The organism is Spirosoma agri (assembly GCF_010747415.1).
Lineage (GTDB): Bacteria > Bacteroidota > Bacteroidia > Cytophagales > Spirosomataceae > Spirosoma > Spirosoma agri.
In genome coordinates this window covers 1,929,687-1,946,104 of record NZ_JAAGNZ010000001.1, presented here as the reverse complement: position 1 = coordinate 1,946,104, position 16,418 = coordinate 1,929,687, and the positions used below count along the sequence as shown (strand labels likewise).

The 16,418-nt window shown below is 51.9% G+C and carries 11 protein-coding genes; 7 read left to right on the top strand and 4 right to left on the bottom strand.

The features are described from left to right. Positions 1 to 1,992: a fibronectin type III domain-containing protein gene (locus tag GK091_RS07945; RefSeq protein WP_164036074.1), complete on the top strand. Its 1,992-nt coding sequence runs from the start codon at positions 1 to 3 to the stop codon at positions 1,990 to 1,992. 92 nt (positions 1,993 to 2,084) lie between these two features. Here the strand turns inward: GK091_RS07945 and GK091_RS07940 are convergent, their stop codons facing one another. Then, positions 2,085 to 6,503, bottom strand: a complete 4,419-nt coding sequence (locus GK091_RS07940; protein ID WP_164036073.1) for a putative Ig domain-containing protein — start codon at positions 6,501 to 6,503, stop codon at positions 2,085 to 2,087. 159 nt (positions 6,504 to 6,662) lie between these two features. After that, positions 6,663 to 7,337, bottom strand: coding sequence for a M15 family metallopeptidase (locus tag GK091_RS07935; RefSeq protein ID WP_164036071.1), 675 nt, complete (start codon positions 7,335 to 7,337; stop codon positions 6,663 to 6,665). Positions 7,338 to 7,433: 96 nt separating this feature from the next. Here GK091_RS07935 and GK091_RS07930 point away from each other — a divergent pair, with 96 nt between their 5' ends. Together GK091_RS07930 and GK091_RS07925 are read left to right on the top strand one after the other, a co-directional pair. Then, on the top strand, positions 7,434 to 8,669 hold the full coding sequence (locus GK091_RS07930; protein ID WP_164036069.1) for a nucleoside recognition domain-containing protein: 1,236 nt from the start codon (positions 7,434 to 7,436) through the stop codon (positions 8,667 to 8,669). Between the two features lie 66 nt (positions 8,670 to 8,735). Beyond that, a complete protein-coding gene (locus GK091_RS07925) occupies positions 8,736 to 8,918 on the top strand; it encodes a hypothetical protein (protein ID WP_164036067.1) in 183 nt (60 codons plus the stop codon). Here GK091_RS07925 and GK091_RS07920 read toward each other — a convergent pair. Then, the gene (locus GK091_RS07920; RefSeq protein WP_164036065.1) at positions 8,915 to 9,577 is read right to left on the bottom strand and encodes a DUF1345 domain-containing protein; all 663 of its coding nucleotides are present in this window, start codon (positions 9,575 to 9,577) and stop codon (positions 8,915 to 8,917) included. The two genes, GK091_RS07925 and GK091_RS07920, sit on opposite strands and share 4 nt — an antisense overlap. 133 nt (positions 9,578 to 9,710) lie before the next feature. On the opposite strand from GK091_RS07920, the gene GK091_RS07915 reads away from it, so the two are divergent. The 4 genes from GK091_RS07915 (at position 9,711) to argH (ending at position 15,339) form a co-directional block, all read left to right on the top strand. Further along, positions 9,711 to 10,982, top strand: a complete 1,272-nt coding sequence (locus GK091_RS07915) for an MFS transporter (RefSeq protein WP_164036063.1) — start codon at positions 9,711 to 9,713, stop codon at positions 10,980 to 10,982. Positions 10,983 to 11,126: 144 nt separating this feature from the next. Beyond that, positions 11,127 to 13,202, top strand: coding sequence for a glycoside hydrolase family 97 protein (locus GK091_RS07910; protein ID WP_164036061.1), 2,076 nt, complete (start codon positions 11,127 to 11,129; stop codon positions 13,200 to 13,202). A 56-nt stretch (positions 13,203 to 13,258) separates the two neighbouring features. Beyond that, on the top strand, positions 13,259 to 13,813 hold the full coding sequence (locus GK091_RS07905; RefSeq protein ID WP_164036058.1) for a pyridoxamine 5'-phosphate oxidase family protein: 555 nt from the start codon (positions 13,259 to 13,261) through the stop codon (positions 13,811 to 13,813). Positions 13,814 to 14,004: 191 nt separating this feature from the next. Beyond that, a complete protein-coding gene (argH, locus tag GK091_RS07900) occupies positions 14,005 to 15,339 on the top strand; it encodes an argininosuccinate lyase (protein ID WP_164040644.1) in 1,335 nt (444 codons plus the stop codon). Positions 15,340 to 15,459: 120 nt separating this feature from the next. Here argH and GK091_RS07895 read toward each other — a convergent pair whose 3' ends face one another. Then, positions 15,460 to 16,323 (bottom strand): SMP-30/gluconolactonase/LRE family protein, encoded by an 864-nt coding sequence (locus tag GK091_RS07895; RefSeq protein WP_164036056.1) that lies wholly within the window; start codon positions 16,321 to 16,323, stop codon positions 15,460 to 15,462. Positions 16,324 to 16,418: the final 95 nt, after the last annotated feature.

Below are 16,418 nucleotides of genomic sequence, written 5' to 3'. Positions count from 1 at the left end.
ATGCACTACACGTTTATTATTAGATTTCTTTTTCTCCTCAGCCTTGTCACCCAACCTATTCTGGCCGCACCTGTAACGACGGACTCCTTACAGACACAGCAGCGCAGCATTCAATCAGCAGACGATTGCATCGTTCCCCAAAACCTGCATAGTGACGGCGGCACATCGACAACGGCTTTTTTAGGCTGGAATACAGTGGTAGGCACGGCTATTCGGTATCGGGTTCGCTGGCGTTCTTCTGGTTCAGCGACGTGGATCGACAGACCTATTACGCCAAATCCCTATGATAAACTAACTGGCTTGACCAATGGCGTTACATATGAGGCTCAGGTACAGACCATTTGCAATGAACAACCAACTCCATATTCAGGTAGTATTACATTTACAACAGCCTGCTCACTCCCGGATGTAGTGACGGTATACGAAGTAACCCGCACATCGGCTCTCATGGTCTGGGGAGAATACGGAACAGAACCTGTTTATGAAATTCAGTGGCGTCCTAGGGGTATATCAACCTGGCCGAATAGTTTGACGGTATCAGGCACATCCTATTCCTTCAGCAACCTGACACCTGAGACAACCTACGAATGTCGCTTACGAACGCTGTGTAATGACGGGAACGTATCCGATTATTGCTCTAGTCGGGTTTTCACAACCAGCAGCTGTGGAGTGCCAAACTCGCCACGTGAATCTGATCCTGTTGGCAGTAAGATTCAGCTCGCCTGGTCTGTCAATTCCGCTCAGATGATCAACCTCCAGTGGCGACCAGCTGGAACGTCAACCTGGACGCTGGTCCAAAACTTACCAACGTCAAGCCCTACGAGCAATGGACAAACCACTGGTTTTTACCAGTTAACGGACCTCACGCCGGGTACTGCCTATGAGTGGAATGTTCAGCGCATTTGTGATGAGACGGTTCGATCGTCATTTACGGCTCCTCGTACATTTACGGCTATTTGCGGCTCACCTGAGTATCTACAGGAAGGTCAGATTCAACCCACAGTGGCGGAAGTCTACTGGCGGGCCGTGTACGGTATCAGTTACCGTGTGCAATGGCGGACAAAAATTCCGGCTGATAGTCCCTGGCAAACATTACCTGACAAAAAAATGAATAGCAATGGTTTGTTATTTGCTCAATTCTCCGATCTAGCTCCCGGTACGGCTTATGAGTGGCAGGTCATGACACTCTGTTCGGCAACGAATAGCTCAACATTTTCAAGCCCCCGATCTTTCACGACCGTTTGTGCCCCCCCGGTCAATTTTACACAGGCCTACATAACATCGACGTCGGCCCGTGTCCAATGGGCTGCCGTAAGTCCGGAAACTCAATATAAGGTGCGGTGGCGTCGCGACAACAGTACTGAATGGCAGGAAGGAGCGCCAACGAGTAATGCTTATTTCGATATTGCACCATTGCAGACCGCAACCCTTTATCGGGTTCAGGTTCAAAGTATCTGCGGAGGCATACCCGGCAGTTATTCCTCTGATGTACTAATCGGTACGTGGTGCTTCCCCCCCAATTCTACCTATATTCGAACAACCGATATTACAGCAACGTCAGCTCAACTACACTGGGCTCCGTTTGATAGTACTACTTCCTACGAAATTCAGTGGCGAGTTGCTGGTACTGACTCCTGGCCTCAGAGCCTTACAACATCGGCTATGGGAGCTTATACCCTGCCTGACCTTATTCCTAAAACAAACTACGAGTGGCGAATACGAACGTTATGCGCCGATTCGAACGTATCGGACTTTTCAGATAATTATCCGTTTACAACAAGCCTAAAATCCGTTATTTACTCTGTTCAGGCAGGTTCCTGGATGAATCCGACCACCTGGTCTGCGAATCGTATTCCAACTAGCACAGACCTTGTTGAAATTCAACACGATGTTGTCATACCTGCCAACGAAACAGGTAAAAGCCAATCCATACAATACAAAGCAGGAGGAAAATTACGTGTGAGCACTAACGTAAAGCTATTTCTCAACTAGCATTCCGGTTTTTAGTTGCATAAGTTCATAGTTTCCAATACGCAAAAAGGCAATCCAGTGGATTGCCTTTTTGCGTATTGGAAACTATGAACTTACTCCTTAACCAGTTTCAACACCTTCTTTTGCGTTGGTGTGCTCACCTGTAGGAAGTAAATGCCCGTTGACCGACCCAGACTCACACTGGCCCGCTCAACGACACCTGCCTTATCAATCGTCGTGCTGCTCACACTACGACCACGACTGTCGATCGTCTGTACCTGTAGTTTGGTGCCCGATGCGCCACGAATCTCAACGTCCACTGACTCGCCCAATACGGGGTTACCCAATATCGTCACCGACAGGGGTTCGCTATGCTCAATAACACCCACGCGTGTGTTCGGACTGCAAGCGGACAGCCAGTTGTAGCTGAACGTAGACACCGTTCCTGACTGTTCGGCCTTCAGCGTAATTACTGGATTATCCGTATACAACCGGAGGGTGTATGGACCTGGATTGGTTGTCGGAATCCGTTCGTTGATGACCGAGAACGTGATCGGACTACCTGTCGAACCCGTATAGACCGGTGTAAACGTTACATTACGCTCACCAGCGGTAACGACCTCACAATTGAGGGTACTTACACTGGCTATAGCAAAACCGCCCGGCGTAACCACTCCTGCGGGGCTTACCGTTAACGTAAATGATGTGCTTGCCGACAAATTACCGGGATCAGTCGCCGTCACGGTAATGGTGAACGGTGAACCGACCGTTGTTGAAGGCGTTCCCGAAATGGTGGCCGGTGCCGTGAAGCTCAAACCTGCTGGTAAGCTGCTCACCGTTAAAGTCAGACCGTTTGGCGTCTCGGCATCGGTGAACGTATTGGCCGGAATCGTATAGCTGAAACCCGTCCCTACCGTAGCCGACTGGGGAGCAATCGTGTTCGCCACCGTTGGAGCCGTATTCGTAGGTGGTGTACCGCTGCAAGCCGCCAGCCAGTTGTAGGTGAAGCTGGCAGCATTGCCATCCTGCACCGCCTTCAGCGTAATAACCGGGTTATCCGTGTATAACCGAAGCATATACGGTCCCGCGGTAGTCGTGGTCGTCAGCTCATTCACAACGGAGAAAGCGATTGGCGAACTTGTTGCCCCGCTATACACTGGGTTGAACGTAAGGTTACGCTCACCAGCAGAGACCGTTGCACAGTTTACGGTCGTAACCGATGCGATGGCAAAGCTACCTGGCGTAACGATCGCGGCTGGATTAACCGTCAATGTAAAGCTGGTGCTAACCGACAGACTACCCGGATCGGTGGCCGTCACGGTAATAGTGAAGGGCGAACCGACCGTCGTTGATGGCGTTCCTGAAATGGTGGCCGGTGCCGTGAAGCTCAGGCCTGCCGGTAAGCTGCTCACCGTTAAAGTCAGCGCGTTTGGCGTCTCGGCATCGATGAAGGTATTGGCCGGAATCGTATAGCTAAAACCCGTCCCTACCGTAGCCGACTGGGGAGCAATCGTGTTCGCCACCGTTGGGGCCGTATTTGCCGCAACCAGTTTGGTCAGATCGAAACGAGCGATGATCGGGTTGTGGTCCGAGGTCGTGTTGGCGTAGTTCGGAATGCTGAACGGTTGCAGCACGTACGTCGAGTTAGCGATGTAAGCAGGCTGCAAATCGTTCGACACGATCATGTGATCGATGAAACTGGCCGACGAGTTGAAGGTCGAACAGCCCTGATTTTCGAGTGGCAGGGTCAACGGAGTGTAGTTGCTGGCATCGTTAACAAATGACGCATACGACGACTGTTGATTCGCGGCAATTGACCCGTTTAGTTTATCGTTGTAGTCTCCCAACATGATAATATTGGCGTTGGGGTAGTCTGCATCGAGCTTGGCTTTTAAATCAATGATATCCTGTTTCCGGCGGTTGTAATCGGCGGTTGCGCTACCTGACTTCGCGTGGATCGCGACAACGTGAACCTTTTTCGTTACACCGTCGATGGTTACGTTCGCGACAAACAGGAAGGGTAAGCGACCTGATGACCAACCGTTACCGCTTGGATAATTGTACATGCCATCCAGCAAGGGCTTCGTCTCGGCCAGTACGGGCGTTACTGTCGCCGTGTTGTAGATGACGCACACTTTCTGCGCCAGTGAGGTTGGGCCAAACACCGTACCACCCGATGGCACCTGATCGCATTCATCCTGAAAATAGTACGAAAAGCGATTCGAACAAACGTAACTGTAGCTACCTGGGATGGCGGCTACCGCAGCGGCAAAACGATTGATGTCGCTGATTTCTTCCACCGCAACAATGTCTGCATTCAGCTTATTCAGGACGGTCGTGCCGTTTGCCTGTTGCAGATCTTCATTCGTGGGGCCCATGTCGTTGTACGTGAGCGTCACATTGTTCGGGCAACTGATCGTACCGCCATCGGCACCAAAGAATTCCATGTTCCAGGCGGCTACATCAAGCGTTTTGTTGAACGCCAGCGGTGAAGCGGCCGGATTACCACAGGTTGCATCCTGAGCCGCTGTACTGCCCGGAATATCAGCCAGAATACGGGGCTGGAATTGCAGGCCGTTAGTACCCGGCGTGGTAGCACCCGAAACGAAGCGATCGGCGATACCGGTTACGCTAACCGGGTTGCTCGGACGACCAGCCCCCGCCAGTGGCGAATTGGCGCTGATGCGTAAGACTCCCGATTGTCCACCAGCCGTAATTGTGTAGCTGGCTCCACCCGCAAAATTACCCGTGCCGCTGATGTTAGCGTTGGCAATCGAAACCAGTTGACCCTGATAATTTGGTAGTTGGTCCGGTGTGATCGCGATAGGCGTGGGCACAACCGTTCCGGCTCCCGGAACAACGGTGAAACTGGTAGCTGCTGGCGACGTTATCTCGGTATAGCCGCTAAAGACGCTAATTGGTCCGCGCGTCTGCACCAGATCACCGATTTGTACCAAAGAGGCCAGATCGGTTCCCGATGGGCTGGCGTAAACAACAATACCACCCGTTTCGTCCTGAATGTAAATCTGGCGGGAACCCAACTGATTCGTTACCGTAACGCGGCCCTGGATCGTGTAGGTCTGACCGATGTTAGCCCGCGCAATCGCAATAGGGGTATACGGACTGTTTGAGTTTACCGTTCCATTGACCGACACGGTAGCAGTAAGGCTAGCCGATACATTGGTGATCGTTCCACTGATCACGCCAGCCGTTGCGGCAGACAGGCGGGCGTAAACGACAGGTGACACCGTTGCGGCTGGAATGACCAGCGACGATACAAACCCGCTTCCCGATGTTGTGCTTACCTCAACGCCTGCCGGAGCCGTTACCGTGATATCGTTCGCCAAATTAGCCGTTGTTAGTGTGTAGGACCGCTCGGCAGATGCAGTTCCCTGTGTAGCGGTGAAGCCAGTTAGAGCTGTTGGCGTAGCGGTCAGCGAGGGCGTATTGGGCGCACTGACTTGGCCCGTTACGGTTACGTTGGCGACCAGCGTCGTGTTTGACGTATTGGTGATCGTACCGCTGAACGGACCCGTTGCCGCTGAATTGGTCAACCGGGCATAAACAGGCTGTGACACACTGCCCGAAGCAGGCATAATCGACAGCGTTGGGCCGAAGGAAGCATTGTCCGTACTTAGTTCGATGCCCGCCGTAGCCGAAACCGATACGGCAGACGCATCCAAAGTAGTTCCGGTGAGCGTGTAAGATTGCGATGATGAAGCCGTTCCCTGTGTAGCGACGTACCCAGTGAGCGTGGTTGGATTAACCGATAAAGCAGCTACGGGCGTAGAACTCTTCGTTACATCGGCCCAGTTGGTCGCAACCCGAATGTAGTCAACCCGTACATTAGGAGCTATTGACGCTCCTCCCCCCTGACGGAGTGCGATGGAACCAACGTTTGCAATATCGCCTGCCGTTGATGTCGTGCTGAGTCCGGTCGAAGGCTCAGGTTGGTTTAAGACTGGCTCAATATACAAACCAGCAATATCGTTGGTGGTTCCGGAAACTACGGTGTATTTCAGAACGAGGAAATACGTGGTATTGAGTGAGTAGACCGTTGGGCTATAAACTGGCCCACCTGTATCGGTTGCTTTAGAGACACCAAACTGTATACCTCCCGTTGTACTCCTAACAAATACGCGTCCCCCAAAAGCAGTACCGATGGCGGTTGCACCAAAATGAAGAAAGTAATCACCGGTTGTTTGTGCCGATGATACGTTCACGAGAAACGAAGCGTAAACTGAACCACTCGTTTGCTGCGCAAACGTACGGTTAACATCTTCGCCAGTTACTGTCAGACCAGCCGCTCCGCCTGTCGTGGCAAGTCCGGCATACGATAAGCTTGGCGCTGTGGCCTGAACGGAATTTGTACCAGCTCCACTGTGAGCAGACCATCCCTGCGCGGTAAGCGAGTAAGGCAATGTTGTTGCCGTAAAATCGTCGGTTAATAGCTGCGCCCTTGCCGCCTGGGCAAAGAGCAACACCATCAACCACAGCCATAACTGGCTTACTTGACGTAAACGTTGAACCATGATAAGAATTGGATTAGTTAATTTTGTAAAGCTACAGCAAACGGTCTACATCCGTTTTGCCTAATTGTTAAATTGTCTCCTCTGCGCATTGTTTTTAATGCCATAACCACACAGCCCAGGCATCGAGTAAACCGAATTGACGTTAATGCACACTTGTTACTAGTCGACAATCCGGAATACCATCTTTGCTTTCTCCCGTGATAAGGCATTGAAATGCCACCACTCAAATTCGATTGAACTGAATCCGCCCTGCCGCATCGCCGTACGCAGAATATGGCGGTTGTTGATCTGCTCCTGCGTAAGCTTACCAGCTTTCAGCAGTTCCTCTTCGCGGGATGGATACGCCAGCTCACCGAAAAAATCGTATTTCGTGCCCATATCGAGCGGTTTGCCGTCTTTGGTCGCTACCGTCAGATCGACCGCGCAGCCGTAATTGTGTATGGAACCCTTGCGGGGATCGGCTACGTATTTTTGACGTTCGTTTTCGGGCATATTGGGCAGCGCGTTCCAGAGGTTCCACTGGGCCGAGCGGGGCCGGGCCGCATCATAGACGAGTAGCCGCAGATCAGGGTGGTTGGTTTGCAGATACTTGCTGGCACTGGCCAGTTTTTTAGCGGCCATCGGCTGCATGTAGGCCCGCGTAAGATCACCGTACACGTCTTTACCCACAAAATTGTCGGTGGTAGAGTACTTGAGTTCGACCAGAATGCTCGGATCGACTTCCTGCACATTCACCAGCCCTTGTTTAACCATCGCCTTTTCGACTGCCTGAGCCAGTGATAGTGAACCGGTAAGCGCATAGGTGAGTACAATCAGAATAGCAATGAAACGCATGATAGTTTGCTTATTGAGGTCAAATGATGAATATTGAGGACGTAAATAAAAACAAACTCCCAACGACAAACTACACGTTGCCCTCTCTTCTACCGCATGGCTCTTAATTACATCTGGGTTGCTTTTTTTGTCATTGCCTTTCTGGTAGCGCTCGCCAAACTGATTTTCCTGGGCGATACCGAAATTTTTAAACTTATTGTCGAGGGACTTTTCGATTCATCCAAGGTCGCGGTTATGGACATCGCCCTGCCGCTGGCGGGTGTGATGACGTTCTTTCTGGGGTTGTTGAATGTGGGTGAAAAAGCCGGAGCGATCAATTTCCTGGCCCGTATCATTGGTCCGTTTTTCCATAAACTCTTCCCCGAAGTTCCTAAAGACCACCCCGCCAATGGTCAGATGATTATGAACTTCTCGGCCAACCTGATTGGCCTGGACAATGCCGCTACCCCGTTCGGACTACGGGCCATGGCGAGTTTGCAGGAGCTGAACCCGAACAAAGAATCGGCATCCAATGCGCAGATCATGTTTCTGGTCTTGCACACGTCAGGCTTACAAATCATTCCGCTGAGCATCATGGCGCAACGGTCCATTCTGGGCGCGGCCAATCCGTCGGATGTGTTTATTCCCTGCGTCATTGGCACCTACGTAACTACGGTTGTGGCACTTGTAGCTGTGTCGATCAAACAACGCATTAATTTGCTGAATACCACCGTACTCGGCTGGCTAGGCGGCATTACGGCCCTGATCGGCCTGGCGCTGTGGCTGCTGGCAGGTCGTCCCAAAGAAGAGGTCGAAACGTTTTCAAAAGTGTTCGGCAACGTCATTCTCATGACCATCGTGGTCGCGTTCCTGCTGGGGGCCATCCGAAAAAAAGTCCCAATCTTCGAGACATTCATCGAAGGCGCGAAAGGCGGGTTCGAAACATCGGTCAAAATCATTCCCTACCTGGTCGGGATGCTGGTTGCCATTGGGGCCTTCCGGAATGCCGGTGCGCTGGACTACCTGGTCGGTGGGTTCAGGTATGTATTTTCCCTGACGGGCATGAATACGGACTTCACGGATGCGCTGCCCGTGGCACTCATGAAACCGCTAAGTGCTTCCGGCGCGCGGGCGCTCATGATTGACGCGATGAAGCAATTCGGCCCCGATTCGTTTGTGGGGCGGCTCGTCTGCATTTTTCAGGGATCGGCGGATACCACCTTTTACATCGTAGCCCTGTATTTTGGATCGGTCGGCATCAAAAATTCACGCCATGCGATACCCTACGGTTTATTTGCCGATCTGGTGGGCGTTATTGCCGGTATTGCTTTGGGCTATTTTTTCTTCCATTGAGCAAAACGGACTACAATGGTGTTATCAAGTCAACCGGATAACACCGACTCAACAAGTAAACTACCCATGAATATTACGCAAGTCCGCGAACACCTTCATCGACTGATCGATGAGGTTGACGACATCTATGTCCTGAATGGTTTGTACCGCACACTCGTCTCCGACAAACGGCAACGTGACGAATACGAACGGGAACAGGCGCAGGAAAAGACAAAAAATCAGGCCCGTTCCGGCAGCAAATCCAATTAAAGCTTTCCGGAGAGGCCACCGACTGTCAGCGCAATGATGATCGTATTGAACAGGAACGACAGGATGCCATGTCCTAAAGCCGCCCGTCGGATGCGTTTCGAACTGATCGAGACGTCAGACACCTGGCTGGTCATCCCGATAATGAACGAGAAATAAGCGAAATCGAGGTAGTCCGGTTCCGGGTCATTCGGAAAATCGAGTCCGCCGGGTCGTCGTTTTTGAGTAGGATCGTTGCCATAGAACAGGTGCGCATACCGGATCGTGAACACGGTATGCACTAACGACCAGGAACAGGCCACGGCCAGAATAGCCAGCGTAATAGTCTGGCTTCGATTGGTATCGTTCATGGAATTCAGCAACACAATAACGGCGAATAAACTGGCCATTGCAGCCGCAAGCACAAAAATCAGGATCATCACCCGACTGGAATCTTCCAGTCGGGAAAGCTGGGGCAGATCGCGGGGATGCGCATAAAAGATAGTCAGCCACATCAGGATTAACATCGTCAGGGCAAAGGCGATCCAGATAGTGGTTGCGCAGGCCGCCACACTGACTTCACCCGACACCGTAACGTAAGCAATCAGGGCTACGATCGTAGCAATAATCAGTCGGTGAGCGAGGTCGAAACGCGTAATCGTACGAAACAGATTGGCTAGCATAGTCTGAATAAAGGCGGAGCATGACAGATTCTCCACGTGCTATAACGCATGAGAATCGAAAACGGCACCAGATTTCTGGCATCAACTTTACGAAGAAATCGCGGCTGTAGGCTATTTGCCGTACTTTCACGCCATGATTCAGCATACAATCCGGCTCTACAGAAACGCTTATCAGGGACTGGCTCCATCCGTGTGGCTGTTGGCAGGCGTTATGCTTATCAACCGCTGTGGTACGATGGTGCTGCCTTTTCTGACATTATATCTCACGCAGAAACTACACTACTCCGTTTCCGATGCGGGTATCATCATGGCCGTTTATGGTATAGGTGCTTTTATCGGTACGTTTCTTGGCGGGCGGCTCACCGACCGGTTTGGCTTTTATTATATTCAGCTGTTCAGTCTGCTTTTTGGTGGCGCGTTTCTGGTAGTCCTTCAGTTCGTCACCGGCTTTTACGCCCTTTGTAGTAGTGTTTTTCTGTTCACGCTGCTCGGCGATTCATTCCGGCCCGCCAACCAGGCTGCCATTGCGCACTACGCCGAACCCGACACGCGCACCCGGGCTTTCTCACTTAACCGGTTAGCGATCAATCTTGGCTGGTCCGTTGGGGGCGGACTAGGCGGCTGGCTGGCCGGAATTAATTATAGCCTGCTGTTCTGGGCCGACGGCATAACCTGTCTGGTGGCCGGACTTGTCCTTTGGACTACCCTACCCGTTCCGAAAGCGAGTCCGGCAGTCACATCCGCAGAACCGAATCATAAGCCTACCGTATCGAATGCCGGGCTGGGCGCGTCGCCTTACCGGGACACCTTATTCATTGCCTTCGTCAGTTGCTCAGCCCTGTATCTGATCGTGTTCATGCAGCTATTCTCCATAGTCCCCCTATTTTTCAAGGAGATCCTGCACATGACAGAAGGCACCATTGGTGGCTTGATGGCGCTGAACGGCCTGTTGATCGTAGGTATCGAAATGGTCTTGATCTATGAGCTGGAGAAGCGACATCGCTCAAAAACCGGCCTGATCCTGATTGGCGTCTCCCTCACAACGATTGCCTATCTGCTGCTGGCAGTAACCGGTTGGGCGGGCATTTCCGGCATGACGATTGCGCTGCTGTTCATCGTCTTCGTGACCCTCAGCGAAATGCTGACCATTCCGTTCATTCAATCCTTCACCGTCCAGCGCGCTAGTCCAGCCACCCGCGGTCAATACCTGGCTCTGTCGTCGATGGGTGGCGCGTTGGCCCAAACAACAGCCCCGGCCTTTGGCTCACAGGTGGTGGCTCATTTCGGGTTCTCCGTGCATTGGTTGTTCGTGGCCGCTATTAGCGTACTATCAGCTGGCGGGTTCTGGTTGTTGAAACGACGGTTGGACGCGCCCGAGACGGAGACGTTGTCCATCGAAAAATGAGTGTTTAGTCCGTAATTTTACTCAGTTTATCTCCTTAATTTCCTATTTTTCGAGCGGATTACGTACGTTCGGTAGGCGGCCCATGCGTGGGCTTGCTCTTGTCTGTATTCGTTAGTTCTATACCTTACCCCATAAGCTATTTATATGGCGAATTATTTATTAACAGTACTGTTGCTGATTACCTCACTGGTAAGGCTTTACGCGCAACAGGCGATCTCGATTACCGCTCCCAGCCGATCCATTGTCCTCACGGTTAGCAGCACACCAACGGGTACGATCACCTACCAGCTTTCCTACAAGAGCAAATCAGTTCTGGACCCGTCGGGACTTGGCTTCCGGCTCAGCAAACCAGACGTATCACTCACTCAATTCGCGATTACAGGTATCGATTCGTCCAAGACCGACGAGAGCTGGCAACCGGTGTGGGGAGAAACTAACCGTATTCGCAACAACTACAAAGAGCTAGCCCTTACGCTAACGAGCAAATCCGACGCGGGTATTCAGATACGCGTTCGATTCCGGGTATTTGACGATGGACTGGGTTTCCGGTACGAGTTTCCGCAACAGGCTGCCCTCACGCACTTTGTGGTAGCCGACGAACTGACGCAGTTTGTGCTGCCATCCGATCATAAAACGTTCTGGCAACCAGGCGATTATGACTCAAATGAATATCTATACAATACGACTAAACTAAGCGAGATCGATGCGGTCGCGGCATCTGATCGGGAGAAGGATACCGCCCTGAAATCGGTCATCGGACCGGACGCGGTTCAAACCCCGTTGCTGTTCAAAACCGATAATGGCCTGTACATCAGTATTTACGAAGCCGCGTTGATCAACTACCCGGTTCTGCACCTGCGCGTGAACAAACAGACCCGAACGCTTACCGCTCAACTCGTGCCCGATGCGGTGGGAAATAAAGCTTATCTGCAAACACCGGCCCAAACACCGTGGCGGACCCTCATCGTCAGCGACAAAGCGACGGATCTGCTGGCCTCAAAATTGATTCTGAACCTGAACGAGCCGTCAAAAATCGGTGATTCGTCGTGGATAAAGCCGCAGAAATTTGTGGGCATGTGGTGGGAAATGCACATCGGCAAAGCAACCTGGGAAAAAGCCGGGGGCAAGCACGGAGCCAACACCAAAAATGTGATGAAATACATCGACTTTGCGGCTAAATACGGCTTCGATGGGGTTCTGGTCGAAGGCTGGAACGTTGGCTGGGAAGACTGGTTCGGCAACTGGAAAGAAGATGTCTTCGATTTTGTAACCCCCTACCCCGATTATAATCTGGACTCGCTGACGAGGTATGCCCGTCAGAAAGGCGTGCGCATCATCATGCACCACGAAACATCGGGCTCCGTTACCAATTACGAACGCCGGATGGATGCCGCGTACCAGTTCATGGTCGATCACGACATCAATACCGTCAAAACGGGCTACGTGGGCCGGATCATTCCACGGGGTGAACATCACGACGGGCAATGGATGATCAATCACTACCAGCGGGTCGCGGAGAAAACAGCCCAGTATAAAATCATGCTGGACTCGCACGAGTCGGCGCACCCAACGGGTCTTCACCGAACGTACCCCAACTGGATGGCCAGCGAAGCGGCTCGGGGTAGCGAATTCAACAACGCACCTACCTTGGGAATCACGCCCGAACACACGACAATTCTACCCTTCACCCGATTGCTGGGCGGACCTATGGATTTCACGCCCGGCCTGTTCCGGTTCCGGCTGAATCAGTTTGACAGCACCCGAACGCAACGGGTTCGCACGACGCTGGCGAAACAGTTGGCGTTGTATGTCACGCTATATAGCCCGTTGCAGATGGTGGCTGACCTGCCGGAGAATTACGAGAAATACCTGGATGCGTTTCAGTTTATCCGGGATGTGCCGGTGGATTGGGACGATACAAAAGTAGTGGCTGCCGAACCGGGCGATTACGTGCTGATTGCCCGCAAGGCAAAGGGGAAGGATAGCTGGTTTTTTGGGGCGATTACCGACGAAAACAGCCGCGACTTACCGCTACCGCTCAACTTTTTAGAGCCGAACAAATCGTATGAAGCAACGATCTACCGCGACGCGGCCAACGCGGACTGGCAAACTAATCCGGAAGCGTACGTAATTGAAAAGAAAACCGTTACTGCCAAGACGAACCTCAGCATTCATCTAGCCAAAGGCGGTGGCTGCGCGATCCAGTTCACGAAGAAATAAGGCGGTTCATCCGATAAACTATAGCGACTTCAAGCGCATTAATCACCATACATAACATGGGTAAATTTCACGAATCGATCAAGCCCGCACACCGGGAGTTTATCGAAAAACAGCATATCTACTTTGTTAGCTCGGCCCCATTGAGCGCCGACGGTCGGATCAATCTGTCGCCCAAAGGGCTTGACTCCTTTCGGGTCCTGTCCGATAGCCAGGTGGCCTACATGGACGTGATCAGCAGCGGCAACGAAACATCGGCCCACACGCTCGAAAATGGACGGATAACGATCATGTTCTGCTCATTCGAAGGCGCGCCAACCATTCTGAGACTATACGGAAAAGGGTTTACGGTTTTGCCCGATACGGCTGAATGGGAGCAGTACGCCCCCCATTTTACGATTGTTCCGAGTACCCGGCAGCTCATCGTCGCGAACATCGACCTGGTACAAACCTCCTGTGGCTTTGGCGTTCCCCTGTACGAGTATGCGGGCGAACGCGACATTCATTTCGAGTGGGCGGAGAAGAAAGGAGCCGATGGGCTTCGGGAGTATGTTCAGGACAATAACCTGACCAGTCTGGACGGCCTGCCAACCAGCATCGGTCTACATCACTAGTTTATTCGGCTGGCCTTTGCGTCTGTAGAGCAACCCTTTTTCGATAAATCAAGAGTAGCCTACGGGCGTACCGATGCGTCAACCAATTTTCTTTACGAACTTTGCCCCTATTCAATGGGCGAACGGGCAACTCAGCCAGTACCATTAGGCTGTTTTCCAATCGCTCATTCACTCTTTCGCTCGTTAAGAATTTGAAACTCTGGCAAAAAGAAGGCGTCACAACCGCCGAACAGATTGAACGCTTCACGGTCGGGCGCGACCGAGAAATGGATATATACCTTGCCCCGTTCGACGTGCTGGGTAACCTCGCTCACGCTCAGATGCTTGAGACCATTGGCCTGCTTACTGAGCAGGAATTGAACCTGTTAACGGACGAACTGAAAGCGATCTACAAAGACATCGAAGCCGGTGATTTCGTCATTGAAGAAGGCGTTGAAGATGTGCATTCCCAGGTCGAGCTGTTACTCACCCGAACGTTGGGTAATGTCGGCAAGAAGATTCACTCGGGTCGATCACGCAACGACCAAGTATTAGTCGATCTCAAATTATTCACGCGCGACCGACTCTGGCAGGTTGCTCAGGCTACGCAACGCGTTTTTAACCGGCTCATCGATCGATCGGAACAGCACAAGAACGATTTAGTGCCGGGTTACACGCACTTACAGATCGCCATGCCCTCGTCGTTCGGACTGTGGTTTGGTGCCTACGCCGAAGCCCTGTCCGACGATATGCTAACCTTACAGACAGCCTACCGGCTCGCCAATCGTAACCCACTCGGATCAGGGGCCGGTTACGGGTCGTCCTTTCCGCTCGACCGAACGCTCACGACTGACTTGCTGGGTTTTGAGGGAATGCATGTCAACGTTGTGTACGCCCAGATGAGCCGGGGAAAAACAGAACAGACGGCACTCACTGCTCTGGCGGCCATTGCGGCTACGATCTCCCGGATGGCGATGGATATTTGCCTCTACAACAGCCAGAACTTTGGGTTTCTGACGCTTCCGGATGCACTCACAACGGGCAGCAGTATTATGCCGCACAAGAAAAATCCGGACGTTGCGGAGCTACTGCGGGCTAAAACGAACCGACTGAAAGCACTGCCGATGGAAGTAACGCTCGTGATGAGCAATCTGCCGTCGGGCTATCACCGCGATATGCAGCTGCTGAAAGAAATTCTGATGCCCGCCTTCGATGAACTGCTGGACTGCCTCGACATTGCCGACTTCATGTTGGAACACATTCAGGTGAAAACGAATCTGCTCGATGACCCGAAGTACGATTTGCTATTCAGTGTGGAACGCGTCAACGAACTGGTTCTGAGTGGTGTACCTTTCCGCGAAGCGTATCAAACGGTTGGGAAGGAAATTGCCGAGCACACGTACAATCCGCCCCGTACGCTGCATCACACCCACGAAGGCAGCATCGGGAATCTGGGTAATAATCTCATTGTTGATCACATGGCAAAGGCACTGGCCGGATTCGGTGCCGATCGGGCACAGGCCGCTATTGACGCGTTGCTGGCTTAACCTATTGAGTCGTTCTCATAAAAAAGGATCGGGTTAAAAGCAGAATATGCCCTCAACCCGATCCTTTTCAATTATGCTCAACCCAGTTTCCGTACCTTCGATACGCAACACGATGTGGGCCTATTCGACGTGATACGCAACGAGCTTATTTTTGAAAAATGTCGGTACGATCAGTAGCTTCTTTTTTGCTACATACTCAATATCTGCGGCATTGATTTTATCGGCGCGGGTATCCAGGAGCGGCTGCTTCGTCCCATCGGCACTGATGTGAAAGACCTGCCCGTTCCAGTCCGACACGAAATAGTTACCCTTGCCTTCGGGTACAATGCCATCTGTATTGGCCATGCCATCGGCAACGGTCGTCATCGTTTTCGTGTTCAGGTCCAGCGTTCGCAACGCACCCATTTTTGTGCTGCCAAGCATTAATTTGTCTTTGCCAACCGCCAGCACACCATTGGGCTTGTTCAATTGGTCGCCCTCCATCAGCACTTCCCACTTGTCGTCTTTCAGGCGATACAGTTTGTCGGCGCGGCTATCGGATACGTAGACAGTGCCCTCCTTGTCAACCGTTACGTCATTCAGAAAAGCACCCTTGCCAACGGCATCCCAGGTTTTTTCCGCCTGCCCATTCTCGATATTGATCGCCACCAGCCGGTAAATGTCCGTTACGTAAAGCCGTTTTTTGAATAAGCCCATACCTTTGGGCGCGTTCAGTCCGCCAGTCCAGTGGAGATTTTCTACCTTACCATCGAGCGACACTTTAGAGATAAATCCACTGCCATCGAGTGAGTCCGATTTTCCGTCAATATTAGCCACGTACAATGTGTTGTTCCCGTCGTAAAGAACAGATTCGGGAGTCCGCAGCGTCGTATCGGTTTCCCAGACTTTTACAAGTTTAACGGGCTTCGGCTTCGTGAGGGGTTTAAGGGCAATCAGCGTGGCCCCGGAGAGCAGAGCCATAGATAACAGGAAAGTTTTTTTCATAATAAAGCTTGATAATCAGGTATTTCTAAATTCATTGAAATTTATTTTGTTGCATGATGACAAGATAGAAGTTGGTTAACGGCTTGTACCAACTG